Origin of the sequence: Streptomyces himastatinicus ATCC 53653, assembly GCF_000158915.1 — a bacterium.
Classification (GTDB): domain Bacteria; phylum Actinomycetota; class Actinomycetes; order Streptomycetales; family Streptomycetaceae; genus Streptomyces; species Streptomyces himastatinicus.
The window spans coordinates 5430234-5457051 of the sequence record NZ_GG657754.1 but is presented as its reverse complement, the minus strand read 5'-3'; the positions used below and the strand labels follow the sequence as shown (position 1 = coordinate 5457051).

Genomic DNA, 26818 nt, shown 5'->3' with positions numbered 1-26818 from the left:
CCGCGGGCCTTTAGGGGCGGGGGGGATTCGTCGGACCGCGGCGCGGCGGTGGCCGTGGCAGTGCGCGGGCCGGTGTCCGGGGCGGAGGCCCGGGGCGGGGCGGGGGTGGAGGCCCCCGCAGGGGTGGGGTGGGGAAGCAGCAGGTGTACCAGCAGGGCCACCGCCACGTTCACCGCCAGGCCCACCAGCCCGGCGTTCACGTGCCGCACATCCACCTCGGCCAGCGTCAGCCACGTCACCACGGCCTCGCCCGCCGCCAGCCCCGCCAGGGCGGCCCGTGTCGTGAGGAGGCGGCGGGCGCCGAGGACGGCGAGCAGGCCGGGGACGAGCTGGATGAAGCCGCTCACCGTGAGCAGTTGCAGGTCGGCCAGGAGTCCGGGGCGCAGGATGCCCAGGGTGAGGGCCAGGCCGATGGCCAGGACGACGACGCTGTGGTTGACCCGCATCCGGGCCGACTCCCGGCCCGGGGGCAGCAGGTTCTGGGCGACCAGGGTGGAGATGCCGATGCACATCGCCCCGGCCGGAACCATCGCCGAGGCCGCGGCGGCGACCACGACGAGCCCGGTGGCCCAGTCCGGCAGCGCGCCCTGGGCGAGGGTGAGCAGCACCCCGTCGCCGTTCCCGCCGATCCGTACGGCCACCCCCGTGAGCCCGACCATGATCGGGATCATCAGCGCGACCTGGTACAGCGGCATGAAGATGTTGTTCGTACGGATCGCCCGCGGGCTGCCCGCGGCCATCAGCGGCGGCCAGTGGTGCGGCGTCGCCATCATCCCGCCCGCGATCGCCGAGACCAGCACGCTGGTGGTCCACCACACCTGGTCCTGCGCCCCGCCGTGCACGGTCAGCATCTGCGGCTGCACCTCATGGACCCGCCGGAACACCTCGCCCACGCCGCCCCCGACGTAGTGCAGCGGGACGACGACGGCGAGCACGGCCATGACGCCGACCGTCAGGACGTCCTTGAAGTAGGCGCTGTTCTTCAGCCCGCGGATACCGGACCACAGCACGAAGGCCGCCGTCAGCACCGAGGCCAGCACCATGCTCAGCCGCCCCGACGCCGTACTGCCGGTCACCAGACCGACGACCATGCCGAGCCCGGTGAGCTGGAGCTGGATGTACGGGAGCAGGAAGATCAGCCCGATGACCGCGACGACCTTGCCGAACAGCGGGCTGCGGTAGCGGTCGGTGAAGTAGTCGGCCTGGGTGAGGTAGCCGTTTTCCTTGCCCAGCCGCCACAGCCTCGGCTGGACGAAGTAGAGCAGCAGGAAGGCGAGCGCCAGATAGACGACGGCGTACGTGGCGGCGTTGCCGCCGCTGTACGCGACCCCCGCGACCCCGAGGAAGCTGAAGGTGGTGAACACCTCGCCCGCCTGGAGGAACCACATGGCGGCGGTGCCGAAGTTGCGCCGTCCGACGGCCCATTCGGCGAGGTCGGTGGAGCGCCCGGTCCGGCCGAGAAAGCCGCAGAGGGCGAGGGCGCACATGCCCAGCAGCGATACGGCGAGGACGACGCTCACTGTGCCTCACCCGCCGCCGCGCCAGCCGCCACGCGCTCACCGTGCCGGAACAGCCCCCACTCGACGGCGGCCAGCGCCGGGGTGAGCATGAGCACCCAGCCGCCGACCCAGACGTACAGCGAGGGCATGCCGAACCACAGCCGCTCGGCGTTGACGAACGGCAGCCAGACCGACGCGAGCAGGGCCAGGGCCGGGACCACGGGGAGAAGGACGAGCAGTTTGCGCCGCGACACGGTACCTCCAGGGCGCGAGGGGACTGCGCGGCATTCAACAGACCCGCCCCTGGGTCCGGCATCGTCACCGGCGGCCAACATACGGCGGCCCCGCCTTGTCCGCGGGGACAAGGCGGGGCTCGACAAGACACCCCCTACCGGCCCGCGCCCACCGGCAGCCGCGCGGCCGACGTCCCCAGCCCCGTCGGCCCGAACAGCTGCCGCAGCAGCCGCGGCGCCCCGGCCTGGTACCGCAGCTCCTCCTCCCGGTACCGGGCGACCTCCCGGTGCCAGGTCAGGATCCCGGCCATCCAGTTCTGGAGGTCGCGCACATACCCCTCCAGGACCGCCCGGCCCTCCGCCGACAGCCCGAAGTCCTCGTACAGGACCGGGAACTCATGGGCCGCGACGTGCTGGAACTGCCGCATCCGGGAGGTCATCAGGTCCTGCACGATGGCCACCCCGGTCGGGTAGTCGCAGTCGAAGAAGTTCTGCACGACCAGGACGCCGTTGTGGACCTCGCCCTCGAACTCGATCTCCTTCTGGTACGAGAAGACGTCGTTGAGCAGGGTGGCGTAGTCCATGGCGGCGCTCTCCAGCGAACGGACCGGCCCGCTGTCGTAGATGTCGGGCGGGACGCGCCTCCCGTACGCGAGCCGGCACAGGCTCATGGTGAGGCCGGAGCCGAAGGTGTGGCGGCGCATCTCGACGTAGTCGACCGGGTCGGGGATCCGGTGCTGCGCCTGGTTGGCCAGCTCCCACAGCCAGCTGTCCAGCATGTCGTCGACGGCCTGGCGGAACACCCGGCGTGCGCCCTCCTCCATCGGCCCCGCGGTACGCGCCCACAGGTCGGCGAGGGAACGCTCCAGCCCGCCCGCCGGGACGGGAGCAGGGCCCGCGTCGACCGGCATGAACGTCTTGAGCCGCTCGTTGCACGCCTTGGCGCCGGTGAGGTCCCGCCGCCGGCCAAAGACCTGCGGGTAGTAGTCGTCCGCGTAGGTCCCCCAGGTGAGCCAGCCCGACGTCAGATCCAGCTCGTCGGGGGACGCCCCCGGGTGGATGCCCGCCGCGCACAGCGGAAGGTCGGCGGCGAGCAGCCGGTGTTCGTCCCAGACGCACGAGTCGAGGGCGCCGGGCTGGGGCCCGAAGAGGCCCATCCGGTGCGACCACTCGATCAGATTGCGGCGCGCCCGGTCCAGATGCGGGCTGAGCCGGGCGGTGAACGGCATGAAGAAGTCCGGCAGCCGGGACGGGCCGACCCGCTGATGCGGCACATGGCTGAAACCGCGCGCCCGGGCCCGCTCCGCCCGGCCGGTGGTGAGCCGTATGTCGGCGGCCGATACGCCCAGGCCGCTCACGCCGCCGACGCCCAGGCCGCTCACGGAGAACGGCGACCACGCGGGCTCACCAGCCGCGACCCCGCCGCCGTTCATGTAGCGGCTGGACCGCATGTGCCACTCATGCCCGCCCGACTGCCAGTCCTGGAGCCCCTTGACGTACGCCATGACGTCCGCGCAGGCCACCGCGTCCAGGCCGTGCTCGGCGAAGAGCGGGGCCAGTTCGGTGAACGTGGTGTTCTCGAACTGCTGGAGCCGCGAGGTGAGCAGGTCGTTGACGGCGTCCGCCGCCTGCTGGGTGGTGCAGCCGAGAAACGTCTCCAGGACCAGCACCCCGTTGCTCCGCTCGCCCTCCTCCTCGATCTCCCGCTGGTACGAGAACAGGTCGTTGCGCAGGTGCACCGCGTCCGCGAACGCGTCCCGCAGCACGCGCAGCGGCCGCGACTCCGCGATCACCGCGGGCACCTCGGCCCCCACCGCGTGTTCCACGAGCCCCGCCGACCACGGGGCGCCGCCGACCTTGCGGCGCATCTCGATGTACTCCACCGGATTGGGCGTCCGCCCCGCGTTGATGTTGGACAGCTCCCAGAGCGACTCGTTGAGCAGGTTCTCCGTGGACTCCCGGAACCGGGCCCGCCAGTCCGGCGACATCGCGGGCACCGTCCGCAGCCACAGGTCCTTCAGCCCCGCCTCGACCGGGTTCTCCGGCTCCGGCATCCCGGCCGCCGCCGGATCCATCGGCATGAACAGCGGCAGCCGGTCCAGATACGCCTTGCCGCCCGCGCGGTCCTGCGAGCGCTTGAACCGCTCCAGGAAGTGGTCGTCGAAGAAGAACACCCACACGTACCAGTCCGTGATCAGGGCCAGTTCCGCGGCGGAGCAGTCGGGGTGGGTGTAGGCGCACAGCAGGGCGTAGTCGTGGGCGTCGAGATCCTCCTGCTCCCAGATCCCGGAGCCTTCGAGCATCCCCCTCTCGCGGGCCCAGCGGGTGGAGTGCTCCCGTGCCTCCTGGACGTGGGGATTCAGCCGCGCCGGGTACGGCATGTAGAAGTCGGGGAGTTGAAAGGGCTGTGTCACTGGCGGGCCGGCACCTCTCCGTACGACGGTTGCCCGCGCGGCCGGAAGCAGGCCCCCGCGGGCGGGTCGGCTCGGCCCTACCCAGGGCCCTGACCGCCTATCCGACAGACCCATTAGTCACATGAACGTGCGATCGTTTCCGGCCCCGCCACGGCGGTACGGCCGCGGCGGGACCGGAGACGACAGGTCGGGCGCGCGCTAGCCCGGCGGTCTCGTGGCCTGGGCCGGGACGACAGCCCGGGGTGGCATCGCGGCGGACCGCGCCACGACGGCCCCCGGCCCGGATCCGGCCACGACGGCCCCCGATCCGGCGGCGGCCGCGGCAGCCCCGGCCTCGGATCCGGACCCCGACGACGCGGACGCCGACGCCGACCGGAAGGCCCACTCCATCCGCGGCTCCATCGCGAACCGCAACATCCGCTGCACGAGCGGGGAGCACAGCGCGGTCACCACCACCGCGGCGATGACCGTGACCACGATCGCGCCCGCCGGGGTGTGCAGCCAGGACGGTTCGTACCAGCCCGCGAAGTGGGAGCCCTTTATGAGCAGGCCGTGCAGCAGGTACCCGTACAGCGTTCCGGCGCCGAGCGCGGTGAACCACATCGTCCGCCCGGGCACCCAGGCGAAGAAGCACGCGGTGAGCACCATGGAGCAGCCGAAGAGGGCGAACGTCATCACGATGCCGCTCCACCACGGCGCCCCCATCTCCTGGGCGCTGTCCCGGTGGTAGAACCACCCGGCGTTCATGCGCGGCACCGCCCAGTACGCGAAGACCAGCGCGGCGGCCGCCACGGGCAGGGCCACCATCCGCACCTCCCGCCGCCGCACCATCCGGAAGTGCTCCGGCCGCATGTGCAGCCCCGCCACGAAGAAGGGCAGGAACTGGAGCACACGCTGGAGGTCGAGATCGTCGCCGATGTCCGGCGAGCACGAGGCCAGCGCGGCGATCGCGAGCGAGAGCGGCACCGGATGGCGCACGATCCGCCACACCGGGGTGGCGACCCGCCACACGAAGAGCGCGATCAGGAACCAGGTCAGATACCAGGGGTCGAGCAGGCTGATCGGGTACGAGGGGTCGTCGCCCGCCCAGCCCTTGAGCAGGCTGTACACGGACTCGAAGATCACGTACGGGACGACGACGCCGGTGAGCAGGCGCTTCAGCCGATCCGCCCGGAAGTCGAAGTTCCGCGAGAAGTAGCCGGAGATGAGGATGAACGCCGGCATGTGGAAGGCGTAGACGAACATGTAGAGGGCGGACGCCGCTCTGCTGCCGTCCCGCAGCGGTTCCCAGGAATGCCCCATCGCGACCAGCACGATGGCCAGGTACTTGGCGTTGTCGAAGAACGCGTCACGCTGCTTGGGGGCCGCGGAGGACGAGGGGACGGGCAGGGGGACGGACGAGGAGACGGGTGGGGGGACGGGCCCGGGGGCGGGGGCGCGTTGCGCGCGGCGTAAGGACGAGATGTTCATCACATACGCCACCTCATGGAACCGACAGCGGCGATCCCGCCTCTTTGTGGGGTTGAGGAGAGGGCTGCGGAGTGGAACATTCCACGCACGGTAGTGGCGGCCACGGGGCCACGGGCGGAATGACTCAGCTCTTGCGCAACGACGGTTCTCGCCCCCGCCCCCACTGGCACACTGCGCCCCCGCACCCGCCCCCGCGCCGCCCCGCACCGGGACCGGAATCGTGCCCGTCGCCCCATTGGCCCGGCTGTGCGCGCGGACCCCTGCCGCCTCGCCCATGCTGGGGCCCAGGGAACAGCTGCGGCCTGACTGCGTACGAGTGCGCTTTTGCAGGCACGAGTGAGCGCTGACACCTGGCGGTCGGGACGTTGCGTGCGGGCCTCGGTTTCAAGGGAACAGAAGTACGTATTTCGAATGCGTGACCTTTGCGAGTGGAGGTCGTTGGACGCAGCGAGAGGGTCTTCGATGCCGACTGGGAGTATGGGTGTGGACAGGGTGCGGGAGATGGCAGCACCGTTCGTGGTGCCCGGCCCAGCGGGGACGGCCATCCGTGCCCGGTTACACGTGTCGGAGACCGATGCGGCAGTCCTGACCGAGGTGGGGGCGTTCCTCGGCACCCTGGCTGCGGGTGACCTCGCTGTGCGTTCCCGGCAGGGCCTGGAGCACGGCGGTCAGAGCTGGGCGGTGCGGAAGCGGGAGCTGACGGGGGTTTCGTCGGCGAGGTGGGCAGGCAGTATCACCAAGGCCACTCACGATCAGTGGGCTTTGGCCCGGCGCGGACAGGCCGCTGAGATGGCGTGGCTGCGCAAGCAGATCGCGTCGATGGAGGCGCGGCTGGCGCGTCCGCTGGGGGCGAAGGCGGACAAGCGGGAAGGACTGCCGCGCGGGTACGGGTCGCGGGCCGAGTGGCATGCCAAGTCTCGCCGCATGCACGCGCTGCGAGCCCGGCTGGCCGGAGTCGAGGTGGACTGGGCCGCGGGCCGCGTGCGAGTGGCCCGTGGCGGGAAGAAGCTCGCGCACCTGCGCCACCACTTGGACCAAGCCGGACTGAGCGAGCAGGCGTGGCGGGAGCGGTGGCGAGCGGCGCGGATGTTCCTGTCCGCGGACGGCGAGTCCGGCAAACTCCTGGGCAACGAGACGATTCGCATCACCGCCACCGGACAGCTCTCGATCAAACTCCCCGCCCCGCTGGCCCGTCTGGTCAACGCACCGCACGGCCGGTATGCGCTGGACGCGACCGCGGCGTTCCACCACCGGTGTGAGGAGTGGCGGGACCGGATCACGGACAACCGGGCAGTGGCCTACCGCATCCACCACGATGCGCCCCGGGGCCGCTGGTATGTGACCGCCTCCTGGCAACGCGCCCCTGCACCCGTACTGCCGCTGGAAGCGGCCCTCGCCCGGGGCGTGGTCGCCGTCGACATGAACGACGATCACCTGGCCGCCTGGCGCCTGGACATCCACGGCAACCCGGTAGGCGAGCCCCGCCGCTTCTCCTACGGCCTGAGCGGTTCGGCCCAGCATCGCGACGCCCAGATCCGGCATACCCTGACCCGGCTGCTGCACCACACCCGGGCCACCGGGGCGGGGGCGCTCGCCGTCGAGGACCTGGACTTCACCGACGGCCGGTGCCGGGAGAAGTACGGCCGCAACAAGCGCTTCCGCCGCCTCATCTCCCGCTTCCCCACCGCGAAGCTGAAGGCACGGCTGGTGGCCATGGCCGCCGAGCAGAACATCGCGATCGTCGCGGTCGACCCGGCCTATACCTCCCGCTGGGGCGCCCAGCACTGGCAGCAGCCCCTGACCACCAGCAACCGCAAGGTTTCCCGGCACGATGCCGCCAGCATCGCGATCGGGCGACGCGCCCTCGGACACCCGATCCGGCGACGGACGACACCGCCCCACGACGACCAACGGGGTCTCCCCTGCTCGAGCGAAGCCGAGAGCTTGGGGAAGATCGCCGTGGGCGTCGGACCGCCCAGGCTCGACCGGATGCCCAGCGGCGTGAGGGACCCCGCCCCCGCCTTCCCGGACCAAGGACGAGATCCGTGCCGCCGGACGCGGAGCGAACGCGGGCGACCAGTGCATCCATAACCGTTCGGGATGCGCCAGATACGCAGGTTTAGGCACAAGAGTCACTCCTGCTCACTGATGAGGAACGGTGACCCGGCGACCCGAGCCAATCGCGATCTCCACGGCTGCCATGGATACGCGCAGTGCGCGTTCCTCGCCCCGATCCGCGGCCCTGATCCCCGGAAGGACTCCGCCATGGCCCACGGCCCCCTCCTACGGAAGATCACCGACTACGCCAACCGCGCCGACCCGTACCCGATCTACGCGGAACTGCGCAAAACGCCCGTGGTGCACGAGGAGGACGGCCCGTACATCGTCAGCACCTACTGGGAGATCCACGCCCTCCTGCACGACCCGCGCATCAGCTCCGACGCACGCAACCTCGACCCCCGGGCCGCCGGGGAACCGGACGACGCCGAGACCGAGGCCGAGGAGGACGACCCGGGGCTGCCGCCCGCCTTCCTGAAGCTCGACCCGCCCGAACACGACCGGCTGCGCCGCCTGGCCATGACCCCCTTCGGCCCGCCGCACACCCCGCGGCGGATCCACGCCATGCGCGGCGAGCTGTCCCGCATCGTCGACGAGCTGATCGACGGCTTCCGGGACCGGGACGGCATCGACCTCGTCGACGACTTCTCGTACCCCTTCCCGGTCACCGTCATCTGCCGGCTGCTGGGCGTACCGCGCGAGGACGAACCCCGCTTCCACACCTGGGCCGACACCCTCGCCGCGAGCCTCGACCCGGACCCCGAGCAGGACGCCGCCGAGCGGCGCCGTGTCACCCAGCAGGCGCGCATCGAACTCGGCCGCTACCTCTCCGAGCTGATCGAGGAACGCCGCCGCTCTCCCGGCGACGACATGCTCTCCGCCCTGGTCGCCGGGCACGGCCCGGAGGGCGGGATGAGCCATACGGAGCTGCTGAGCACGGCCGCGCTGCTGCTGGTCGCGGGCCACGAGACCACCGTCAACCTGATCACCAACGGCATGCTCGCGCTGCTCCGCAACCCCGACGTCCTGGCCCGGCTGCGCGCCAAGCCGCATCTGGCCGTCCCCCTGGTCGAGGAGCTGCTGCGCTACGACCCGCCCGTCCAGCTGCTGCCCCAGCGCACCCCGCTGTCGGACATCGACATCGCCGGGGTGACTATCCCCAAGGGCGCCTCCGTCTGGCTCGTCCTGGCCTCCGGCAACCGCGACCCCCAACGCTTCCTCGACCCCGACCGCTTCGACCCCCAGCGCCGCGACAACCAGCACCTCGGCTTCGGCAGCGGCATCCACAGCTGCTTCGGCGCCCCGCTGGCCCGCCTGGAAGCCCAGCTGGCGCTGACCGCGCTGGCCAAGCGCCTGGACAACCCCCGCCTGCGCGAAGACCCGCCCCCCTACCGCCGCAACGCCGTCCTCCGCGGCCCCCGCCACCTCCCCATCACCCTGGACGGCCTGCGCTAGGGGGTGTCCGGCGGCGCGGCGACCACAAAGCCGGCGCGATCAGCCGCGCCCGACCGGCCAGGCGGGCCGTTGCGGCACGGTGGCCGATGGCCGCTTCTCGTGTGGCGCGCGCGGGCCCGTCCGGGGGTCCAGGGGCGGAGCCCCTGGTTCGGGAAGGGGCGGGCTGGGGAACCCGCCCCAGCGACCCCCGCGCCCTGCCCGCCGCAGGTGACAGCGCACCCGCGATCCGGTCAACGGCACACAGACGACTCGGCCTTGGCGGCGATCTTCCGGGCCATCCCGCCGAACACCAGCGCGTGGAACGGCGAGACGCCCCACCAGTAGAGGTGCCCGGCCAGTCCGTGCGGGTGGAAGACGGCGCGCTGGCGGAAGACGGTACGGCCGTCCGCGTCCCGTTCCACCCGCATCTCCAGCCACGCCAGCCCCGGCAGCCGCATCTCGGCCCGCAGCCGCAGCAGACGGGGCGGCAGGACCTCCTCGACCCGCCAGAAGTCGAGGCTGTCCCCGACCCGCAGCCGGGCCGCGTCGCGGCGGCCGCGCCGCAGCCCGACGCCGCCCATCAGGGTGTCGATCCAGCCGCGCAGCGCCCAGGCGAGGGGGAGCGCGTACCAGCCGTTCTCACCGCCGATGCCCTCCACGACCCGCCACACCTCCTGCGGGGAGGCGTTCACGGCGCGGCGGCGGTGGTCGGTGTAGAGGGTGCCGCCCGCCCAGTCGGGGTCGGTGGGCAGCGGGTCGCTGGGGGCGCCGGGGGTGGCGGCGGACGACCAGCGGGTGGCCACGTCCGCCTCGCGGATCCGCCGCAGGGCCAGCTCCAGGGCGCGGTTGACGCCGAGGGGGCCGCCCGGCGGCTCGGGTACGTAACGCCTGATGTCCCGCTCGGCGCAGACCACCTCATGCCGCAGCGACTCCACCAGCGGCCGCGCGAGGGCGCCGGGCACGGGGGTGATCAGGCCGACCCAGAGGCTGGAGAGCCCCGGGGTGAGCACCGGCACCGGCACGATGGCGCGCCGGGGCAGCCCGGCGACGGCCGCGTACCGCAGCATCATGTCGCGGTAGGTGAGGATGTCGGGGCCGCCGATGTCGAAGGCCCGGTTCACCTCGTACGGCAGCTCGGCGCAGCCGACCAGCAGCCGGAGCACATCGCGGACGGCGATCGGCTGGGTGCGGGTGCGCACCCAGCGCGGGGGTGACCATGACCGGTAGCCGTTCGGTCAGATAGCGCAGCATTTCGAACGACGCCGAGCCCGACCCGATGATCACACCGGCCCGGAGCACCGCGGTCGGCACCCCGGAGTCCAGGAGCACCCGCCCCACTTCGGCGCGGGACCGCAGATGGGGAGAGAGATCGCGGTCCGGGACCCCGGCCGGGGTCAGCCCGCCGAGGTAGACGATCCGCCGGACCCCGGCGGCCCGCGCCCGCTCGCCGAAGACGCGCGCCGCGCGCCGATCGGTCTCCTCGAAACCGGGCCCGCCGCCCAGCGCGTGCACCAGGTAGTACGCGACGTCCACGCCCTCCATGGCCGCCCGGACGGACTCCTCGTCGGTCACATCGCCGCGTACGGTCTCGACCCGCCCCGCCCAGGGGTGATCGCGCAGCTTGCCGGGGGAACGGACCACACAGCGCACCGCGTGCCCCGCGGTCAGCAGCTCGGGGACGAGCCTGCCGCCGATGTAGCCGGTGGCCCCGGTGACCAGACAGCGCATGCGGCCATGCTTGAACGCGCGGGAACCAACCGCAACCGGGCCACAGGAAGGCAGCCGGGCAGCACGAAACCTGCGAGGTGGGCTCCCTTCGCCGGCATTGTCCGGATCAGGTTGTGGAGGTCGCCTTCCGGTCTCCCCGACCTTCCGGCCTCTCAGCCCGGCCATCAACGAGACGTTCCGGAGAACCAAAGTCCTCTGTCCTGAGCGCCTCTCCGGTCGAGCTCCCTCGCTCGCCCCGCAGGCTGATATTCAGGTTACTCCTGACCCCCTTGGGCGACTAGTCCCTTTTCGAGAAAATTCCACCCTTTTGCCAGCGCGTCGCGGAGCCCCTCCCCGCGCCCCCGGCCCGGCACTCCGGCGCCTTGGCTGCGCCGGAAGCCGCTTGCCCGGTAGGCTTTCCGTGTGATCTTCAAGCGCATCGGAAACGGTCGACCCTACCCCGACCACGGCCGGGAAAGTACCCGCCAGTGGGCGGATGTCGCCCCACGCCCGGTACGTCTTGACCAGCTGGTCACGACGAAGCAGCAGCTCGATCTGGAGACGCTGCTCGCGGAGGACTCGACGTTCTACGGGGACCTCTTCGCCCACGTCGTGAAGTGGGACGGCGACCTCTATCTGGAGGACGGGCTGCACCGCGCGGTGCGCGCGGCGCTCCAGCAGCGCCAGGTGCTGCACGCGCGCGTCCTGGAGCTCGACTGACGCCGTCCCGGCGAGGGGTGACCGGGCCTTCGCATTGGCCCTTTCGGGTTGGACTGCACACCAACCATTGATCATTTAGTAGGCATCGTCACCAGGCCGCACTACGCTGCGCACATGAGCATGCTGACCCCTCCTGGCATGGGCGGAAAGTACCGCATCACGGGCGACCGCTACCCGCGCATGCGCCGGCCCCGGAGCCGCCGGCGCCTGGTCTTCGCGGCCCTCGGCTCGGTCGTGGCACTCGGCCTGGTCGGCTGGGGAACGCTTCAGCTCATCGACGTCTTCTCCGGTGGCGGCGGCAAGGGCAGCGACACGGTGCGCGCGGCGCGCGGCAGCGCGGACTGCAAGCGCGAGCCCGGCAAGGGCCGCGACCAGGGCGCCGGTTCGTCGTCCCGTACGGCGGCGAAGAAGCTGCCGAAGCCGTCCGACATCACCGTCAACGTCTACAACGCGACCAAGCGCTCCGGGCTCGCCAAGGACACCGCCAAGGAGCTGGAGAAGCGCGGCTTCAAGATCGGGGACGTGGGGAACGCCCCGAAGGCGTACGACCAGAAGGTCAAGACCCCGGGGATACTCCTGGGCGCACCGGCCTCCGCCGACGGGACCTTCCGGGTGCTCTCCACCCAGCTCACCGGGGCCACGACCAAGAACGACACCCGCCGGGGCAAGGACGTCGACCTGATCATCGGCTCGGCCTTCAAGGACCTGGTCAAGGCGAAGGACGCCGACAAGGCGCTCACCGCGCTGACCAAGCCCTCGCCCCGCCCGTCGGGCTCGCCCTGCTGAACGGGACCGGGCGGGCCCGGCCCGCGCCGCCCCGTTGAACGGGACCGGACGGGCCTAGCCCGCGGTCCCGTACATCCGGTCGCCCGCGTCGCCGAGCCCCGGCACGATGTACCCGTGCTCGTTGAGCCGCTCGTCGATGGACGCGGTGACCACCGTCACGGGCGCGCCCGCCAGCTCGCGCTCCATCACCTCGACGCCCTCGGGCGCCGCCAGCAGACACAGCGCGGTGACATCGTCCGCGCCGCGCGCTATGAGTTCCCGGATCGCCGCGACGAGCGTCCCGCCGGTCGCCAGCATCGGGTCCAGCACGTACACCTGACGGCCGGAGAGGTCGTCGGGCATCCGGGTGGCGTACGTGGACGCCTGGAGCGTCTCCTCGTCGCGGATCATCCCGAGGAAGCCCACCTCGGCCGTCGGCAGCAGCCGCACCATGCCGTCGAGCATCCCGAGGCCCGCCCGCAGGATCGGCACCACCATGGGGCGCGGATGCGACAGCCGCACCCCGGTCGTCGCCGTCACCGGGGTCTCGATGTCGACCTGCTCGGTCCGCACATCGCGAGTGGCCTCGTACGCGAGCAGGGTCACCAGCTCGTCGGCGAGCCGCCGGAACGTGGGGGAGTCGGTGCGCTTGTCGCGCAGCGTGGTGAGTTTGTGCGCCACCAGCGGGTGGTCGACGACGTGGATCCGCATGGCAACGACACTAACGGAGCCCTCCGGTCGCGGCTCCCGCCGGTAACCCTCCGGCGCGCGACGACAGTCTGTCGCTGTACTGGCATCAAACCGCCGTTTCGGGGGAAAGTGGGCAGGAGCGCCCGGGCCCCACGTCCGGGCGGACACCTCGGCCCGAGGGGTGAGGCCATGACCGACACCGACATGCCCACCGGCAGGACGATGGGCGCCGTGTCCGCACGCGAGAGTGCCGCGGACCGCCGCCGACGACGCGAAAGCTTCCTGCGCGCGCTGAACGAGGCCCGGCAGGTGCGCGACCGCGTACGGCCGCGGCTGACCCGCGCCGCCCGCATGCGCGAGGCGATACATCTGCGCACGTTCCGCTGGTGAACCCGAACCCGGCGCACCGCCGATGGAGCGATCAGGTCGGTCCGTTTCGTTTCACGTGAGCCACATCTCTTTGGACTGGTGCACGACGCAGCGCGGAAGACCTCTCGCGAAGCGATGGTTTCTGCCACGATTCCGATTGGGGCGGGACACTGTCCCGCCCGCCCCGGCACGCCTATGACCAGTGGGAGAGTCACGGTGTACTTCGCCGCATTGCTCGCGCGCACCGCAGAAGGGTGGGAAGCGAGCGACACAGAGCTCGATGACGTGGAGACTCTGACCGATTTGATCGATCTGGCTCGTGGGGCCGCCAAGGACGACGACACGGTTCTGGCCTTCATCGAGCACGAAGACGCGTGGTTCGGCGTCGTCCGCGTGGACGGCGAGGAGGACCCGCACATCTACGTATCGGACGCGGCCGCGGCCGCCCGCACCTCATACGGCTCGATGCTCACCGACGAGCTGCTCGGCCGGGACCCCGACGACGACCTGGACAGCCTCGTCGACCTGGACGGCACCGAGGACGGCGAGCCCGACCAGGACGACGACGCCGACCCCGACGCACCCGTCCCGGTGGGCCCCCTCGGGGACGGCGACATCCTGACCGACCTGGGCATGGAGGAGAAGGAACTGAAGTCCCTCGACGGGGACGCGCTCGAATCGATCGCGGACATGCTGGGATGCAGCATGGAGGGCCTGGAGGCGGTGCGCTGACCGCCGCCACACTGGTGACATGACCGATCCGCTGACCGGCATCCTGCCCGGACCCGACCCCGACCCCCTGCGTGACCCCTGGCGCGCCCCGATGCGCCTCGCGCTGGAGGAGGCCGTACGGGCACCCGAGACGGGAGACGTCCCGGTCGGCGCCGTCGTGCTGGGCCCGGACGGCACGGTGCTCGGCCGCGGCCGCAACGAGCGCGAGGCCCACGGCGACCCCACGGCCCACGCCGAGGTCCTCGCCCTCCGCGCCGCGGCCCGCCGCCTCGGCGGCTGGCGGCTCACCGGGTGCACCCTGGTGGTGACCCTGGAGCCGTGCGCCATGTGCGCGGGCGCCATCGTGCTGTCCCGGCTCGACCGCGTCGTCTACGGCGCGATCGACGAGAAGGCGGGCGCCGTCGGCTCCCTCTGGGACATCGTCCGCGACCGCCGCCTCAACCACCGCCCCGAGGTCATCCACGACGTCCTCCCCGACGAATGCGCGGCCCCCCTCACCGCCTTCTTCCGCACCCCCTGACCGACCCCCGCCCGGAACCGATTTCGGATCTCGGCCCTTCGTCCGCTAGGCTCTGCCTCGGTAGCGTGTCCGAGCGGCCGAAGGAGCGCGCCTCGAAAGCGCGTGAGGGGGCAACTCCTCCGTGGGTTCAAATCCCACCGCTACCGCTCGAATCACCCCCCTGAACTGCGGAAACGCAGGGCAGGGGGGTGTTCTGCGTCAGCCGTTTCGGCAGTCGCGGAGGATCTTCCAGGTCAGGTCTTCATGCGGGCGCGGCCCGTCGATGATTCGGTCCGCGGTGGACTTCGAGACACCGGACAGCGGCGCCAACTGCCGCAGGGTCAAGTTCATGCACCAGTACGCGGCCGCCAGCAGCCCCCGGCCCAGAGCATCCCAGCTCGCCGCTTGACCTGCGGACGTCTCACGGGTGGCCGTCCGCCCGCTTGCTCGCGTAGTGACGGCGCGCCGCCATTCCCAGCAGGGCCAAACCCACGAAGCCGACCAACAGGGTTACCCACTCAGGCATATGGGCTGCCCGCAGGAGGCCGGCGACGCCAAAGCTCGTATCCCACCCGGCCTCCGTGATGGCGGAGCCGAAGCCCTGGATGACGAGGATGACACCGAACAGCCACAGCAGCCCCTGCCCCGAGCCGCTGTCCGTCCTCTTGAGCTGCTTCGCCATGACGAGCTTTCCCTCCCGGTATCCGCGCATCGTTCCGATGCGATCGCATCACATCGTGCAGCTGATCCGGATACGATGCAAGTGCATCAGAACGTGGAGAGGAGCAAACCGTGCCCAGGCAGGTCGACTACGAGGACCGACGCCGACGGATCGCCGAGGCGGTCTGCACCCTGATCGCCCGCTCCGGCATGGAGGCCGTCAGCCTCCGCGACGTCGCGGCCCAGGCCGGCGTGTCCATGGGCGCTGTCCAGCGGTGCTTCCGCACCAAGCAGGACATGCTGCTCTTCGCGCTGGAGCACATCTCCCAACACGTCAGCGAACGCGCCGAACAGCGCATCGCCGCCACCTCCACCCCCCAGGCCGCATCGACCCTGCTGTCCCACACCCTGGCCGAACTCGCCCTGCTGGATGAGGAATCGAAGACCCAGGCTCAGGTCTGGCTGGCCTTCGTCACCCATGCCCCTGCCAGCGAGAAACTGGCCGCCGTCCTGCGCGACACCTATGCCAAGCTCCACGGCCTCATCGCGTGGCTCATCCGCTACGGCCAGGACACCCGGGAAGTTCCCCAGCACCTCGACCCCGATCGCGAAGCACACACGCTCCTCGCCCTGGCCGACGGCCTCACGGCCCACGTCCTGGCAGGCCACCACGCCCCGGCCACGGCGCTGGCCATCCTCCAACGCCACATCGACCACCTGCTGGAAGAGGCATCCGACCGCGACTGACGCCTCCAGCCCAAGACATCGGCATCTCGCCAGCCCCAGGTTTGCAGCCCGCTCAGAGCAGATCAGCAGTTACGGGAGACGAAGGCCGACTTCCACGAACCGCCGACACGGGACAGTCCGTGCGGAAGGAGCAGCAATGGCCTCCCCGCCTGGCTCCCCTCCTCGCATACACACCGTCCGGCTTTCCCGACGCCGAGCACTCCACACTCTGGGCTCTGCCGCCACAAGCAGTCGACCGACGAGCTGCCCTCCCGTGCTCACGACGTCGCCGCCACGGCAGAAGCACCGCGGAGGGCGGTGGTGAACCAGGTGTACACAGGGGCGAGAGTCGGGGATGTGGGCCACCCATTGATCGTCGCCAGGAGCTGCCAGTAGCGCGCGGCGCGTGGGTGGGCGGTCATCTGAAGGCGGGCGAGGAGCCAGCGGCGCAGATCGCCGTCGCCGGCACGCTCGAATGCATGGCCGTAGAGGCCGCCCAGTGAGTCAGGTCCGGTATTGACGGAGGCCGGGAGGAGGCCGACGGATACGGCTTCGTCCATTCGTTCACGCATCGCTTGGTTGAGACCATCGTGCAGGTTGCTGACACCCTGTGGGGAAGGGTCTTCCGCCTGCTCCTCGGCGATGTGCCGCACTACCGCACGGAAGTCCGCGTCCTGGCAGAGTTCGGCGAGTTCCACCCAGGCCCCGACCTGATCAGGGGTTGGGTCGTCGGGGAACTCGGGCATGGCGGATCGCATCAGGGTCACGAACTCGGGGTTGGTATCGAGGTCCCTGAAGGTGTCGTCGATGAAGTCGGCTACCAGCCGGCGTCGTTCGGTCTGGGAGAGCGTGGCGAGTCGGTGCATGAGATCCATCTCCATGGGGGTGGGGCCGCGTCCGGCGACTGCGCGTAGCACTGCCCGGCGCAGGCGGAGGGTTCGGATCTGCACATCCAGGGCGTTGGCGTGTGCTTCCGCGACTTCCGGTATGGATGCCTCCCGATCCAGCACCTTGCGCACGGTCGCCAGGCCGAGCCCGAGATCGCGCAGCGTGCGGGCCAGGCCCAGGCGTGCGAGTGCGTCGGGACCGTAGAGCCGGTAGCCCGCCGGACTCCGGTCGGTCGGCGGGACGATGCCCTGGTCGGAGTAGAACCGGATGGTCTTCACCGTCAGACCGGTTCGGCGGGATAGTTCTCCGATGGAATAGAGGCTGTCGCTGTCCATGCACCTCAGCTTGAGGTCTCCCCCCACTGGAGACTCAACCGCTGCGCGAAGGGCTTGTGGCGTACATGGTGCGTTCAATGGCCCGGGACGGCGGCCAGGATGCTCACGCAGCCTCCGTGAGCAGTCCAGATTGTTGCGATTGGCTCTGCCCTGGCGTCGGGGCGTCAGTTGAGATGGCCATGTTGTCGCTTCCTCTGAGCGGTCACCCGGGTTCGAGCACACGCTGAAGGGACCCCATGTCAGAACTGATCGGCTTCGTCGCCGCGTCCCTGGTCGTCATCGCCGTGCCCGGCCCCGATCTGACGCTGCTGCTGGCCAACACGGCCCGATCGGGGCGCGCTGTCACAAGGCGGCCGTACCACGCAGACAGGTGGTCGTCGCGCCGCCGACCCAGACGGTTCCGTCGGGGTCGGCGGTGATGGTGATCTCTCCGGCCCGGCCGAGCCGAGCGCCCTGGGAGACCGTGTAGCGGGCGGGCGCCGCGCCCGAGCTGGTCAGCCACTGCCCGACCGAAGCGTTCATGCTGCCGCAGACCGGATCTTCGGCCACCCCGGCGCCGGGGGCGAAGGTGCGCAGCTCGAACGCGTGCTCCGAGCCCGGCGGATACGCGCCAACGGCCCCCACCATGGCTGTGGGGATCCGCGAGAGGTCGGGTTCCAGGCTCAGCACTTCCTCAGCCGTGGCGAGCTGTACAACCGCCCAGCCGGGACCGTTGTCGACCCACTGGTGGGCCAGGACTTGGTCACGACCGATACCGAACGCCGCTACGACCTGATCCAGGTACTCCTTCTCCAGGTCACCGGAGCGTTGGGTAGGCGGGGCCGCGAAGGACAAGATGCCCTCGCTGCGGCGCACCTCTACCAGTCCGGCCGCGCACTGTTGCACGATGCGGCGCCTGGTCGTCCAGCTCAGTTCCGTCGAGCACGACGGCCACCGGGTTCCCGAGATAGGGAGTCGAGGAGAACACGTCGACCTGCGCAAAAGGACGTGCGCGCGGCATGGTCATCAGGGCCCTTTCAACAGCGGCGGAAGCGACAGCCGCCCAGGCACACGCGTCAGCGGCAACATGCCCATCCCAGCGGACACCGCCGACACCTGGACACGTCCAATTACGAGAAATTGGACTGCTCTGCCGAAGTGGAGTGGCCCGCGGACCAGGTGGCACCGAGGACGCGGCCATGGTGATGCGTGAAGGGTGTCGATGTTCCACTCAGGCTGGTGAAAGCCGAGGTCAGTCAGCGCCGCCAAGGCTGGGCAGCGGCGCCTGGTGCGGATGGGCGCGCAGCCCGTCGAGGAGGATCACCAAATAGCGTCGCCACAACTCGGAGGGGTGTTCGGCGGGCAGGGCCATGACGGCGTCGATCATCGCGGCGATCGGTGCGATGTCGGCCTCGGTGACTCCGTCACGCAGGGCGCCCTGCGTACGGGCCCGTGCCAGGAGATGCTCGCAGTGCAACGTGATCTCCTGCCGCGCCCGGGCAGGACCGGCGCCCTCGATGATGCCGTGCCGCATCAGCTCACGCAGCCCGCGGTTGTGCGCGGCCCGCGCCAGGGCCCTCTCGAGGAAGCCGGCCAACGCGGCGAATGCGTCATCCTCGGCCCGGGCCTCCTGCGCCATCGCCGCGATCTCGTCGAGTTCCTCACCGAAGACGGCCTCCGCGAGCGCCTGTTTGTCGGGGTACTTCCGGTAGACGGTGCCGACTCCGAGGCCGGCATGGTGCGCGACATCGTTGAGCGTGGCCTGAAGGCCACGCGCGGCGAAGACCTCGCGTCCGGCTTGGAGGATGCGCCGACGATTTAGCTCGGCATCCCGTCTCAGCGGACGTGCCCCTGCCGCAGCGGGTTCCGCGCCTCCCCTCTGCCTACCCATGAACGACTCCTTCCGCTGGCGTGCCCGTACTCAAACCGGATACAGCATATCCGCTTCGTGGTACGGTCCCCGCATAAGCGGATACGCGATATCCACATAGTGGTTTCGTGGCATCGGGCCGCGACTCCAGTCGCACAGCTCGGAAGGGATGGGGGCCAGGGATGCAGACCGTGGTCATCACCGGAGGAACCGACGGGCTCGGCAAAGGGCTCGCACTGCACTACCTGCACCAAGGAGCGCGCGTGCTCGCCGTGGGCAGCACGCCCGCCAAGGGCGAGGCCCTTCTGGCGGAGGCGACAGCCCTCTCAGCCGGTGACCGCGCCACATTCCTCCAGGCCGACCTGACATCGGTTACGGCGGCCCAGGAACTCGTCACCACGATTGAGGGCACCCGCTCCTCCGTGGACAAGCTCATCCTGTGCGCCCAGCGGTACCGGCTCTTCGGCGCCCGCACCGTCACCCACGAAGGATTCGAGCACAGCTTCGCCCTCGCCTATCTGAGCCGATACGTCCTGAGCCACGGACTGCGCAAGACACTGGAGTCCGCACCACGACCAGTCATCATGAACGTCGGCACCCCCGGCACCCCGCCGGGCCGGATCCACTGGGACGACCTACAGCTGACACGCCGCTACAACGGCACCAAAGCCACCCTTCAGTCCTTCCGCGCCAACGACCTGCTCGGCGTGGCCTTCGCCGCGGTGCACACCAACACCCCGATCCGCTACATCGGCTACAACCCCGGCCCCGTAGCGACCGGCATGCCCAACCACCTTCCCCAACCACTGCGCGCCCTCACCAAGGCGTCCTTCGCCCTGCTCGCCACCTCCGTGGCAAGGGCCGTCCCTCCAGGACCTGCTGCTCCGGCAAAGGCCGTAGCCATCACGGAAGAGCGGTCAGAACTCAGCCCTTGATTCATCTATCGAGATTCGATAGATTACCATCGCAATTCGATGGAAGGATGGGCCATGGGACAGCTGGCAGTGCGGGCGCTTCGCGCCGTGCTCGTGGTGGTGCTCGCCGGCACCGTGTCCGTGCAGGCATTGATGGTGTGGGTGTTGGTCAGCGGAAGCGATCCGGAGGACGGGGCGCTCCCGCTGACCGCGCTGCGCGTGATCACGGTCCTGGGCATGGGCTCGGCCCAGGTCGCCCTGGTCAGCGTATGGCGGCTGGTGACGATGGTGCGTCGCGGAACCGTGTTCTCCCACGCCGCCTTCCGGTACGTGGACGCCGTGATCGGCGCGATCGTGGCGGCTGCCCTCCTGTGGTTCGCGGTCACGGCCCTCAATGCGCCGGGCCAGCGGACCGACCCGGGCGTCACCGTGATCATGGGTGGGATTGGCCTGGCCATCCTGGGGGTCGCGCTCATCGTGCTCGTGCTGCGGATGCTGCTCGCCCAGGCCGTCGCGCGCGACGTCGAAGCGGCACAGATGCAGGCCGAGTTGGACGAGGTGATCTGATGCCGATCGTCGTCGACATCGACGTGATGCTGGCCAGGCGGAAAATGTCCGTGGGCGACCTCGCGGACCGCGTAGGGATCACGCCCGCCAACCTGGCGGTACTCAAGAACGGCCGCGCCAAGGCAGTGCGTTTCGCGACGCTCGCCGCGCTCTGCGAGGTGCTCAAGTGCCAGCCGGGCGACCTGCTGCGCTGGGAGACCGAGGACGCCGCGGGCGAATGACGTCCCCCGGCGGGCGTGAAAACGCCTGGCACCACCGGCCCGCGACACGGCGGAGCGTGTCATCGGACTCGATGACGTCCGGCAGGACATCGCCATGCTGCGGGTCCCCGGACGGCCACGGGCGTGTAGAGCTGGCCATGTTCCACAGGCCGAAGGCCATCACCCCCGAGCCGAAAGACACGCCGGCGAACACGCTCGGCCTTCGTCGCATCATGTTTGCCGTCGACGACATCGAGGACGTCGTTGCCCGCCTGCGGGCCCACGGTGCGGAACTCGTCGGCGAGATCGTGCAGTACGAGAACATCTATCGGCTCTGCTACGTCCGCGGCCCCGAAAACATCGTCGTCGGACTCGCCGAGCAGCTGACGATCACGACCCACTGTGCGTGCGCAACAGGAGGGCGGCCCAGCTGCGGTAGGGCGCCCAGCGGTTGCTGATGCCGGCCAGGCGGTTCGTGTCGGAGGCGTCCGGATCGCTCAGATCGTAGGCGCGCGCCATCGCGGCGTGTCCTGTGCGGTGTCGTGATACGCGGCGGGGTGAAGCCCCTCAGGAAGCTGAGACCGGCTGCGAGGGAGAAGGGCCCCTGCGGGGTGATGGTGAAGGCGTGCACGGTCAGTTCCCGTGCGCGGTGATGGCGTAGCCCTCGGGGCCGAGGAAGGTGAACATCCTGCCGAACGGGCCGTCCTCCGGTTCCTTGACGATGGGGGTCCCGGCGGCCTGGAGGCGGTCATGGAGGGCCTGGGCGTCGCCGGTCTTGAACCACAGGGCGACGCCGAGCAGCATGCACGTGGGGCTCGGCGAGTCGGGGGCGAAGCAGCAGGCCGTCCGCCAGCTCGCGGAGTCGGGCTGCTGGCCTCGGACATGACGTTCATCCACCTCTGCACCTCGACGGACGAAGAGCTGCGGATGCTCGCCGCGCACGGGGCCACCGCGTCCGTGGCCAGCGCCCTGGAGGTCTTCATGCCAGGGCTCGGCCAGCCGGCGACCAACCGTCTGCTCGCCGCGGGTGTGCGCCCGAGCCTGAGCGTGGACACCGAGACCATCGTGAGCAGCGACATGTTCGGCGTCATGCGGGCCGCCCTCGCCTACCAGCAGCTGATCATCGCCGGCGCGGCCGGGCCCATGGACCGCGTCCCCGGCCTGCCGACGTTCGACCCCGCCGACCTGATCATGGTCCGCCTCGACCACGCCAACCTCCTTCCGGCGACGGATGTGGCGGCGTCCATCGTCGCGGGCGGGCACGTCAGCAACCGGGGCCGGTGGCGGGGTTGGCGCAGATGTTGGCTCCCGCGCCACCGTCGTTGGTGTTGTCCCCGGCGTTGCCCACGAGGACATCGTTCCCGGCCTCACCGAAGAGGGCGTCGTCACCGTCGCCGCCCAGGAGGATGTCGTTCCCGTCGCCGCCCTCGATACGGTCATCGCCTGTGCCGCCCCGTAGTACGTCGTGGCCCGTGCCGCCGCACACCAGGTCGTTGCCGCCGGCGCCGTCGACCACGTCGTTCCCGCCCGAAGCGAAGATCGCATCGTTGCCCGGCGTGCCGGTGATGTTGTCGCTCCCGTTCGTTCCCGTGATCGTGGGCGTGGCGTTCGCGCAGGTCGGCTTCGGCGCCCGCACCACCGCTGTCGCCACCCCGTACGGGAAGGTGCCGACGTCGATGGTGTCGATCACCGTGTTGTCGGAGGTGTCGATCACCGACACGGTGTTGGCGTAGCCGTCGCTGTTGGTGACGTAGGCGCGGGTGCCGTCCGCGGTCACCGCCACCCCGTACGGGAGGGTGCCGACACCGATGGTGTCCGTCACCGTGTTGGCGGAGATGTCGACCACCGCCACGCTGGCGCTGTTGTACAGGGTGACGTAGGCGCGGGTGCCGTCCGGGGCCACCGCGATTCCCTCCGGGTTGTCGCCGACGCTGATGGTGGCGGTCACCGTGTTGGTGGAGGTGCTGATCACCGACAGGCTGTCGTCACCGGCGTCGGCGATGTAGACGCGGGTGCCGTCCGGGGTGACCGCCACCGCGTTCGGGTGGTTGCCGGTGGCGACGGTGGCGGTCACCGTATGGGTGCCGGTGTCGATCACCGACACACCGTCGCCGTTGCCCGAGTTGGTGACGTAGACGCGGCTGCCGTCCGGGGCCACCGCAACCCCCTGCGGGTAGTCGCCGACGTCGATGGTGGCGATCACCGTATTGGCGGAGGTGCTGATCACCGACACGGTGTCGCTGTCCCTGTTGGTGACATAGGCGCGGGCTGCCGTCCGGAGTCACCGCCACTCCCCACGGTTCGTCGCCGACGTCGACAGAGGCGGTCACCGTGTCGGCAGAGGTGTCGATCACCGACACGCTGTCGCTGCCCCTGACGGTGACGTAGGCGCGGCTGCCGTCCGGGGTCACCGCCACCCCGGCCGGGCTCCTGCCGACGGGGACGGTGGTCACCGCGCCGGTGGATGTGTTGATCACCGACACGGTGTCGCCGCCGAGGTTGACGACGAAGGCGTAGCTGCCCGGGGGGACCGCGGCCGCCGGTGCCGAGGGCACCGCGATCACCGTCACCGCTGCCAGGAACAGGGGCGCCAGCACCCTCGCCACCCACCGCTTACATCGCCCCTGCCCCATACTCACCACCGCGACACCGCCCGTTCCGTCACGCTCAGTAACGCATGGCGTACATACGGGTGACAAGACGTATCCCGCCGCGTCACCCGAGCGGAGCAATGGAGGCCCCTGTCCGCGGCGGCGACTACCAGGAGCGGGCCGCCTGCCGGAGGCGGTCGCGGACCCGGAGGACGTCCGGGTTCGTCTCGGCGCCGGGGCGCTGGACGAGGAAGAGCGTGTTCAGCGGCGGCACTTCCGGGTCGTGGAGCAGGGCGAGGCGGCCGGAGTCCAGATGCTCCTGGCACAGCGAGCGCGGCAGCACGCTGTACCCGGCGCCCGCGTTGACCGCCGACAGGACCGCGTACAGGTTCGGCACGGTGACGGCGGCGCGGGCGGTGAGCTGCTTGCCGAAGGCGGTACGCCAGTAGCGGCGGACGATCGGCAGGTCCTCGGCGTACGTCACCATCGGGACGTCGCGCAGCACGGCGCACAGATCACCGCTCGCCGGATGCTCGGCGACACGGTCGGCCCATGCGGGGCTCGCCACCAACAGGTACTCCTCATCGGCGAGCGGCACCGACTCCAGCGCCTTGCCGCGCGGGCGCCTGGTAGTGATCACCAGGTCCCGGTGACGGTGTCCCGGGCGGCTGTCGTGGACCGCGCGGCAGGACGGGAAGCCCGAAGAGCGGCTCGACGTGCTGCACGCCTGGCTGGTGGAGGATCTTCCCGGCGGCCGGGTGCGCGTCCTGACCCAGGAGACGCAGATCGGTCAGCCCGCCGCGGAGCTGGCCGGGCAGACCCCGAACCCGATGCTCAACGGCCACCAGGCGTGGCTGGACGGGCTGGTCCGCGCCGCGTCCTGGGACGCATGATCAGCGCGGCGACGTGGTACGTGCACGGCGCGTCCGAGGGGTTGGCGTAGGCGTGGGTGACGTCGGCGGCGAAGTACGCGGAGTCTCCCGCTCCGAGGTCCACCGCCCCGTCCGCCACGGTCAGCCGCAGGGTTCCCGATTCCACGGCGATGAACTCATGGGAGCCGGGGGCGTACGCGGGGAACTGGCCCGCGTCGCAGCCGGGCGGCAGGGTGGTGCGGATCCATTCGAAGTTCACGCCGGGCACCACCGGGGTGAGGATGGTCCGCCGCCACCCTCCGGGCTCTTCGACGGCGTCCTGGTCGGCGGCCCGGCGCACGATGACCCGCTGGTCCTCCGGCCGGGTGACCAGTTCGGCGAGGGGGACACCGAGCCCGTCCGCGATGCGGGCGAGGACGACGACGGTGGGCGCCTTCTGGCCGCGCTCGACCGAGGACAGCATGCTCACGCTCACCTCGGCCGTGTCGGCCAGTTGCTGAAGGGTCAAGCCCCGGTCGTACCGAAGCCCCTGGATACACCTGCCCATTGCCACGAGGTCCATTACACTATGGTAGCGATCAATTTTTCTATAGTGAAATGAGCCCGTGTATGTCCTTCCCCGGAACGGCCATCCGACCGGCGGGCCACGCCGACCTGAAAGCCGTGGCCGACATCTACACGCACTACGTCCGCCACAGCGTGATCACCTTCGACGAGACGCCCCGCTCCGCCGCCGACTGGGAGCAGCTGCTCGGCGATCTCACCGCCCGGGGCCTGCCCTTCCTGGTCGCCGAACTGTCCGGCGAGGTCGTCGGGTTCGCGTACGCCGCGCCGTGGCGCCCCAAGCCCGCCTACCGGTACACGGTGGAGGACACGATCTACCTCGCCCCCGACGCCACCGGCCAGGGGCTGGGCAGCGCCCTGCTGGGCCGCCTGATCGCCGAGGCCGGACGGGCCGGGAAGCGGACGATGATCGCGGTCATCGCGGACACCGGCGGTGACGACACCGGCAGTGACGGCACGGGCAGTGCCGGCACCGGCAGTGACGCCTCGACGGCGCTTCACCGGCGCTTCGGCTTCACCGACGCCGGGCGGCTGACCGCCGTCGGCCACAAGCACGGCCGCTGGGTCGACACGGCGCTCCTCCAGCGGCCCTTGTCCGCACAGGAGCCCGCGCGGGAGCCCGGATAAGCCGTGCCGTCGGCGCCGTCCACACTGCCGGGATCAGTCGGCCAGGCCCCCGGCGAACGGCATCGTCCGCCACTGGTCGACGGCCGGTGTCACGTACTCCACCAGCGCGGGCAGTTGCGGCGTGAGCGCGAGGCAGGCGATGGCCCGCAGCATGCCCACGGCGTTCACGAAGCCCAGGACGTCCTGGTTCAGCGTCCTCATCCCGTTGCGCTGCGCGCCGCGGTTGTAGGCGGCTTCGAGGTCGGGGCCGAGGGCGGCCAGGTCCCACTCGACGGGGCCTGACGTGACCAGCTCGAAGTCGGCGTAGAGGTCCCCGTGCACCCCGGCGAAGATGTTCGCGGGCGGCGAGTCGCCGTGGATGGGCTGGAGTTCGACCCCCGGGAAGGCCTCCCCGAACGCCGCGCGGGAGCGTGTGAGGGGTGCCAGTACCTGCCACTCGCGGCGTGCGCGGTCCAGATCGGCCGGACCGATCAGGTCGGGGTGCTTTTCGAGCAGAGCGAGGCTTTCCGCGACGAACTGCGGTTCGGCCGCGGACAGAAACGACAGCCGGCCCGGGTAGGCGCGCATCGCGGCGTGCAGGTCGGCAACGCTTTCGGAGTTCGCCGCGTAGTCGGCCTCCTTGCCCCGGTCCTCCTCGACGAACTGCCAGAACGTCATCGAGAACCCGTCGCGCCGAACGGGCTCCCGCGGCACGAGCGGGCTCGGCGGGATCACGGGGGTTCCCTGGTCCGCGAGCCACTGTGTGACGTCCAGTTCCGTCTGCTGGCGGCGCGCCTGGGAGTCGAGGTCCGCGGAGTGCGGCAGGACGGTGGGGACCCGGACCACCACCGGGGACGGCGCGAGGTGGACGACGACGGAGAACAGGTCGTGGAGGACCGCGGCATCGGTCACGGTGAGCCCGAGATCCCGGCCCGCTCCGACGGCGGCGTCGACTGCGGCGGAGGCGCGACGGGCGATATGCGCTGATGTCATGAAATCGGTCATCGTTCGATCGTTCCATGTCACGGAGCGGCACGGAAAGACAATTCTCGCGCAGGGCAACGGAATACGGGCGGAATTACGGGCGCGATGCGGGCGGGGCCCGGGCGGCATGCGGTCGGGCGGGGTGGGTACTCGGCACCAACGCCTCACAGAGGAGTGCTTCACCATGATTTTCGCCATCGTCGGCATCTGCGTCGTTCTGGCCGTGCTGGCCTTCTTCGTCCCGCGCCTGTCCCGCCACCCCGAACGGGGCACCCAGCGCACCCTGGGCGTCGGCACACGCGCGGGCAGCAAGGCCCCCGGCCTCCTGGGCCGGATCCTCAGCAAGCCGTTCCGCAGCAGCTCCAAGGCAGTTGGCCGCAGTGGCTCCGCGGGCCGCCGCGCCCGGGGCCGCATGCCGTTCTAGACGGCTCTGGTCCGGACGGCCGCGCCGCGGCGCCCCGTCGGTGCCGCA

Annotated in this window: 27 protein-coding genes, 1 tRNA gene and 5 pseudogenes; 16 read left to right on the top strand and 17 right to left on the bottom strand. The window is 70.7% G+C overall.

Annotated features, from left to right (window positions below; all coding sequences use genetic code 11):
* From SSOG_RS53825 to SSOG_RS23115, 4 genes are all read right to left on the bottom strand, one after another.
* A partial coding sequence (locus tag SSOG_RS53825; RefSeq protein WP_063631590.1) for a sodium:solute symporter family protein occupies positions 1-1520 on the bottom strand: 1520 nt, incomplete at its 3' end.
* Positions 1517-1753: a hypothetical protein gene (locus SSOG_RS23125; protein ID WP_009716663.1), complete on the bottom strand. Its 237-nt coding sequence runs from the start codon at positions 1751-1753 to the stop codon at positions 1517-1519. The genes SSOG_RS53825 and SSOG_RS23125, both read right to left, overlap by 4 nt.
* 134 nt (positions 1754-1887) lie before the next feature.
* Positions 1888-4146 carry a terpene synthase family protein gene (locus tag SSOG_RS23120; protein ID WP_009716662.1) on the bottom strand — a complete coding sequence of 753 codons (2259 nt, stop codon included), beginning with the start codon at positions 4144-4146 and terminating at the stop codon, positions 1888-1890.
* 198 nt (positions 4147-4344) lie between these two features.
* Positions 4345-5616, bottom strand: a complete 1272-nt coding sequence (locus SSOG_RS23115) for an acyltransferase family protein (RefSeq protein WP_009716661.1) — start codon at positions 5614-5616, stop codon at positions 4345-4347.
* A gap of 462 nt (positions 5617-6078) precedes the next feature.
* Between SSOG_RS23115 and SSOG_RS23110 the strand changes: the two are divergent.
* Together SSOG_RS23110 and SSOG_RS23105 are read left to right on the top strand one after the other, a co-directional pair.
* Positions 6079-7739: pseudogene (locus SSOG_RS23110) on the top strand (nuclease/transposase family protein).
* 142 nt (positions 7740-7881) lie between these two features.
* Positions 7882-9129 carry a cytochrome P450 gene (locus SSOG_RS23105; RefSeq protein ID WP_009716659.1) on the top strand — a complete coding sequence of 416 codons (1248 nt, stop codon included), beginning with the start codon at positions 7882-7884 and terminating at the stop codon, positions 9127-9129.
* Between the two features lie 230 nt (positions 9130-9359).
* On the opposite strand, the pseudogene SSOG_RS23100 reads toward SSOG_RS23105, so the two are convergent.
* A pseudogene (locus SSOG_RS23100) lies at positions 9360-10836 on the bottom strand (SDR family oxidoreductase).
* Positions 10837-11238: 402 nt separating this feature from the next.
* Here SSOG_RS23100 and SSOG_RS23095 point away from each other — a divergent pair.
* Positions 11239-11535 (top strand): type II toxin-antitoxin system VapB family antitoxin, encoded by a 297-nt coding sequence (locus SSOG_RS23095; protein WP_009716657.1) that lies wholly within the window; start codon positions 11239-11241, stop codon positions 11533-11535.
* Positions 11536-11649: 114 nt separating this feature from the next.
* Positions 11650-12321 (top strand): LytR C-terminal domain-containing protein, encoded by a 672-nt coding sequence (locus SSOG_RS23090; protein WP_039938441.1) that lies wholly within the window; start codon positions 11650-11652, stop codon positions 12319-12321.
* Between the two features lie 54 nt (positions 12322-12375).
* On the opposite strand, the gene upp is transcribed toward SSOG_RS23090, so the two are convergent.
* Positions 12376-13011, bottom strand: coding sequence for a uracil phosphoribosyltransferase (gene upp / locus SSOG_RS23085; RefSeq protein ID WP_009716655.1), 636 nt, complete (start codon positions 13009-13011; stop codon positions 12376-12378).
* Positions 13012-13179: 168 nt separating this feature from the next.
* Here upp and SSOG_RS23080 point away from each other — a divergent pair, with 168 nt between their 5' ends.
* The 4 genes from SSOG_RS23080 to SSOG_RS23065 all read left to right on the top strand — a co-directional run bounded on the left by SSOG_RS23080 (position 13180) and on the right by SSOG_RS23065 (position 14757).
* Positions 13180-13380, top strand: coding sequence for a hypothetical protein (locus tag SSOG_RS23080; protein WP_078510376.1), 201 nt, complete (start codon positions 13180-13182; stop codon positions 13378-13380).
* Positions 13381-13554: 174 nt separating this feature from the next.
* On the top strand, positions 13555-14091 hold the full coding sequence (locus tag SSOG_RS23075; RefSeq protein WP_009716654.1) for a tRNA adenosine deaminase-associated protein: 537 nt from the start codon (positions 13555-13557) through the stop codon (positions 14089-14091).
* 19 nt (positions 14092-14110) lie between these two features.
* Entirely contained in the window at positions 14111-14611 is a 501-nt protein-coding gene (gene tadA / locus SSOG_RS23070) for a tRNA adenosine(34) deaminase TadA (RefSeq protein WP_009716653.1), read from the top strand.
* A gap of 59 nt (positions 14612-14670) precedes the next feature.
* A tRNA-Ser gene (locus tag SSOG_RS23065) sits at positions 14671-14757 on the top strand.
* 112 nt (positions 14758-14869) lie between these two features.
* On the opposite strand, the pseudogene SSOG_RS51240 reads toward SSOG_RS23065, so the two are convergent.
* Positions 14870-14971 (bottom strand): annotated as a pseudogene (locus SSOG_RS51240) (helix-turn-helix domain-containing protein); the annotation flags it as partial.
* Between the two features lie 40 nt (positions 14972-15011).
* Positions 15012-15272, bottom strand: a complete 261-nt coding sequence (locus SSOG_RS23060) for a hypothetical protein (RefSeq protein WP_050799933.1) — start codon at positions 15270-15272, stop codon at positions 15012-15014.
* 110 nt (positions 15273-15382) lie between these two features.
* On the opposite strand from SSOG_RS23060, the gene SSOG_RS23055 reads away from it, so the two are divergent.
* The gene (locus SSOG_RS23055) at positions 15383-15997 is read left to right on the top strand and encodes a TetR/AcrR family transcriptional regulator (RefSeq protein ID WP_009716651.1); all 615 of its coding nucleotides are present in this window, start codon (positions 15383-15385) and stop codon (positions 15995-15997) included.
* A 257-nt stretch (positions 15998-16254) separates the two neighbouring features.
* On the opposite strand, the gene SSOG_RS23050 is transcribed toward SSOG_RS23055, so the two are convergent.
* The 3 genes from SSOG_RS23050 to SSOG_RS23040 all read right to left on the bottom strand — a co-directional run bounded on the left by SSOG_RS23050 (position 16255) and on the right by SSOG_RS23040 (position 19069).
* On the bottom strand, positions 16255-17199 hold the full coding sequence (locus tag SSOG_RS23050; RefSeq protein WP_009716650.1) for a MerR family transcriptional regulator: 945 nt from the start codon (positions 17197-17199) through the stop codon (positions 16255-16257).
* Positions 17200-17541: 342 nt separating this feature from the next.
* On the bottom strand, positions 17542-18084 hold the full coding sequence (locus SSOG_RS23045) for a PhzF family phenazine biosynthesis protein (protein ID WP_245606352.1): 543 nt from the start codon (positions 18082-18084) through the stop codon (positions 17542-17544).
* A 346-nt stretch (positions 18085-18430) separates the two neighbouring features.
* Positions 18431-19069, bottom strand: coding sequence for a TetR/AcrR family transcriptional regulator (locus SSOG_RS23040; RefSeq protein ID WP_009716648.1), 639 nt, complete (start codon positions 19067-19069; stop codon positions 18431-18433).
* A gap of 161 nt (positions 19070-19230) precedes the next feature.
* On the opposite strand from SSOG_RS23040, the gene SSOG_RS23035 reads away from it, so the two are divergent.
* The 4 genes and pseudogenes from SSOG_RS23035 to SSOG_RS23020 form a co-directional block, all read left to right on the top strand.
* Positions 19231-19983: an SDR family NAD(P)-dependent oxidoreductase gene (locus tag SSOG_RS23035; RefSeq protein WP_050799932.1), complete on the top strand. Its 753-nt coding sequence runs from the start codon at positions 19231-19233 to the stop codon at positions 19981-19983.
* A 54-nt stretch (positions 19984-20037) separates the two neighbouring features.
* Positions 20038-20529, top strand: a complete 492-nt coding sequence (locus SSOG_RS23030) for a DUF2975 domain-containing protein (protein ID WP_009716646.1) — start codon at positions 20038-20040, stop codon at positions 20527-20529.
* Positions 20529-20750, top strand: a complete 222-nt coding sequence (locus SSOG_RS23025; RefSeq protein ID WP_009716645.1) for a helix-turn-helix domain-containing protein — start codon at positions 20529-20531, stop codon at positions 20748-20750. Before SSOG_RS23030 ends, SSOG_RS23025 begins: the two co-directional genes overlap by 1 nt.
* A 49-nt stretch (positions 20751-20799) precedes the next feature.
* Positions 20800-21115 (top strand): annotated as a pseudogene (locus SSOG_RS23020) (VOC family protein); the annotation flags it as partial.
* A 247-nt stretch (positions 21116-21362) separates the two neighbouring features.
* On the opposite strand, the gene SSOG_RS58485 reads toward SSOG_RS23020, so the two are convergent.
* The 4 genes and pseudogenes from SSOG_RS58485 to SSOG_RS23005 all read right to left on the bottom strand — a co-directional run bounded on the left by SSOG_RS58485 (position 21363) and on the right by SSOG_RS23005 (position 23960).
* On the bottom strand, positions 21363-21626 hold the full coding sequence (locus tag SSOG_RS58485; protein WP_245606351.1) for a VOC family protein: 264 nt from the start codon (positions 21624-21626) through the stop codon (positions 21363-21365).
* Between the two features lie 367 nt (positions 21627-21993).
* Positions 21994-22962: a YVTN family beta-propeller repeat protein gene (locus tag SSOG_RS56215; protein WP_050799931.1), complete on the bottom strand. Its 969-nt coding sequence runs from the start codon at positions 22960-22962 to the stop codon at positions 21994-21996.
* A gap of 106 nt (positions 22963-23068) precedes the next feature.
* Positions 23069-23362, bottom strand: a pseudogene (locus SSOG_RS54890) (hypothetical protein); the annotation flags it as partial.
* Between the two features lie 124 nt (positions 23363-23486).
* Positions 23487-23960, bottom strand: coding sequence for a substrate-binding domain-containing protein (locus SSOG_RS23005; protein WP_009716641.1), 474 nt, complete (start codon positions 23958-23960; stop codon positions 23487-23489).
* A gap of 76 nt (positions 23961-24036) precedes the next feature.
* On the opposite strand from SSOG_RS23005, the gene SSOG_RS47640 reads away from it, so the two are divergent.
* The gene (locus SSOG_RS47640) at positions 24037-24213 is read left to right on the top strand and encodes an SRPBCC family protein (RefSeq protein ID WP_009716640.1); all 177 of its coding nucleotides are present in this window, start codon (positions 24037-24039) and stop codon (positions 24211-24213) included.
* Here SSOG_RS47640 and SSOG_RS22995 read toward each other — a convergent pair.
* On the bottom strand, positions 24155-24700 hold the full coding sequence (locus SSOG_RS22995; RefSeq protein ID WP_245606350.1) for a helix-turn-helix domain-containing protein: 546 nt from the start codon (positions 24698-24700) through the stop codon (positions 24155-24157). The two genes, SSOG_RS47640 and SSOG_RS22995, sit on opposite strands and share 59 nt — an antisense overlap.
* Positions 24701-24801: 101 nt before the next feature.
* Here SSOG_RS22995 and SSOG_RS22990 point away from each other — a divergent pair, with 101 nt between their 5' ends.
* A complete protein-coding gene (locus SSOG_RS22990) occupies positions 24802-25383 on the top strand; it encodes a GNAT family N-acetyltransferase (protein ID WP_009716638.1) in 582 nt (193 codons plus the stop codon).
* A gap of 33 nt (positions 25384-25416) precedes the next feature.
* Here SSOG_RS22990 and SSOG_RS22985 read toward each other — a convergent pair whose 3' ends face one another.
* On the bottom strand, positions 25417-26367 hold the full coding sequence (locus tag SSOG_RS22985) for an aminoglycoside phosphotransferase family protein (protein WP_009716637.1): 951 nt from the start codon (positions 26365-26367) through the stop codon (positions 25417-25419).
* Positions 26368-26530: 163 nt separating this feature from the next.
* Here SSOG_RS22985 and SSOG_RS22980 point away from each other — a divergent pair, with 163 nt between their 5' ends.
* The gene (locus SSOG_RS22980) at positions 26531-26770 is read left to right on the top strand and encodes a DUF6411 family protein (RefSeq protein ID WP_009716636.1); all 240 of its coding nucleotides are present in this window, start codon (positions 26531-26533) and stop codon (positions 26768-26770) included.
* Positions 26771-26818: the final 48 nt, after the last annotated feature.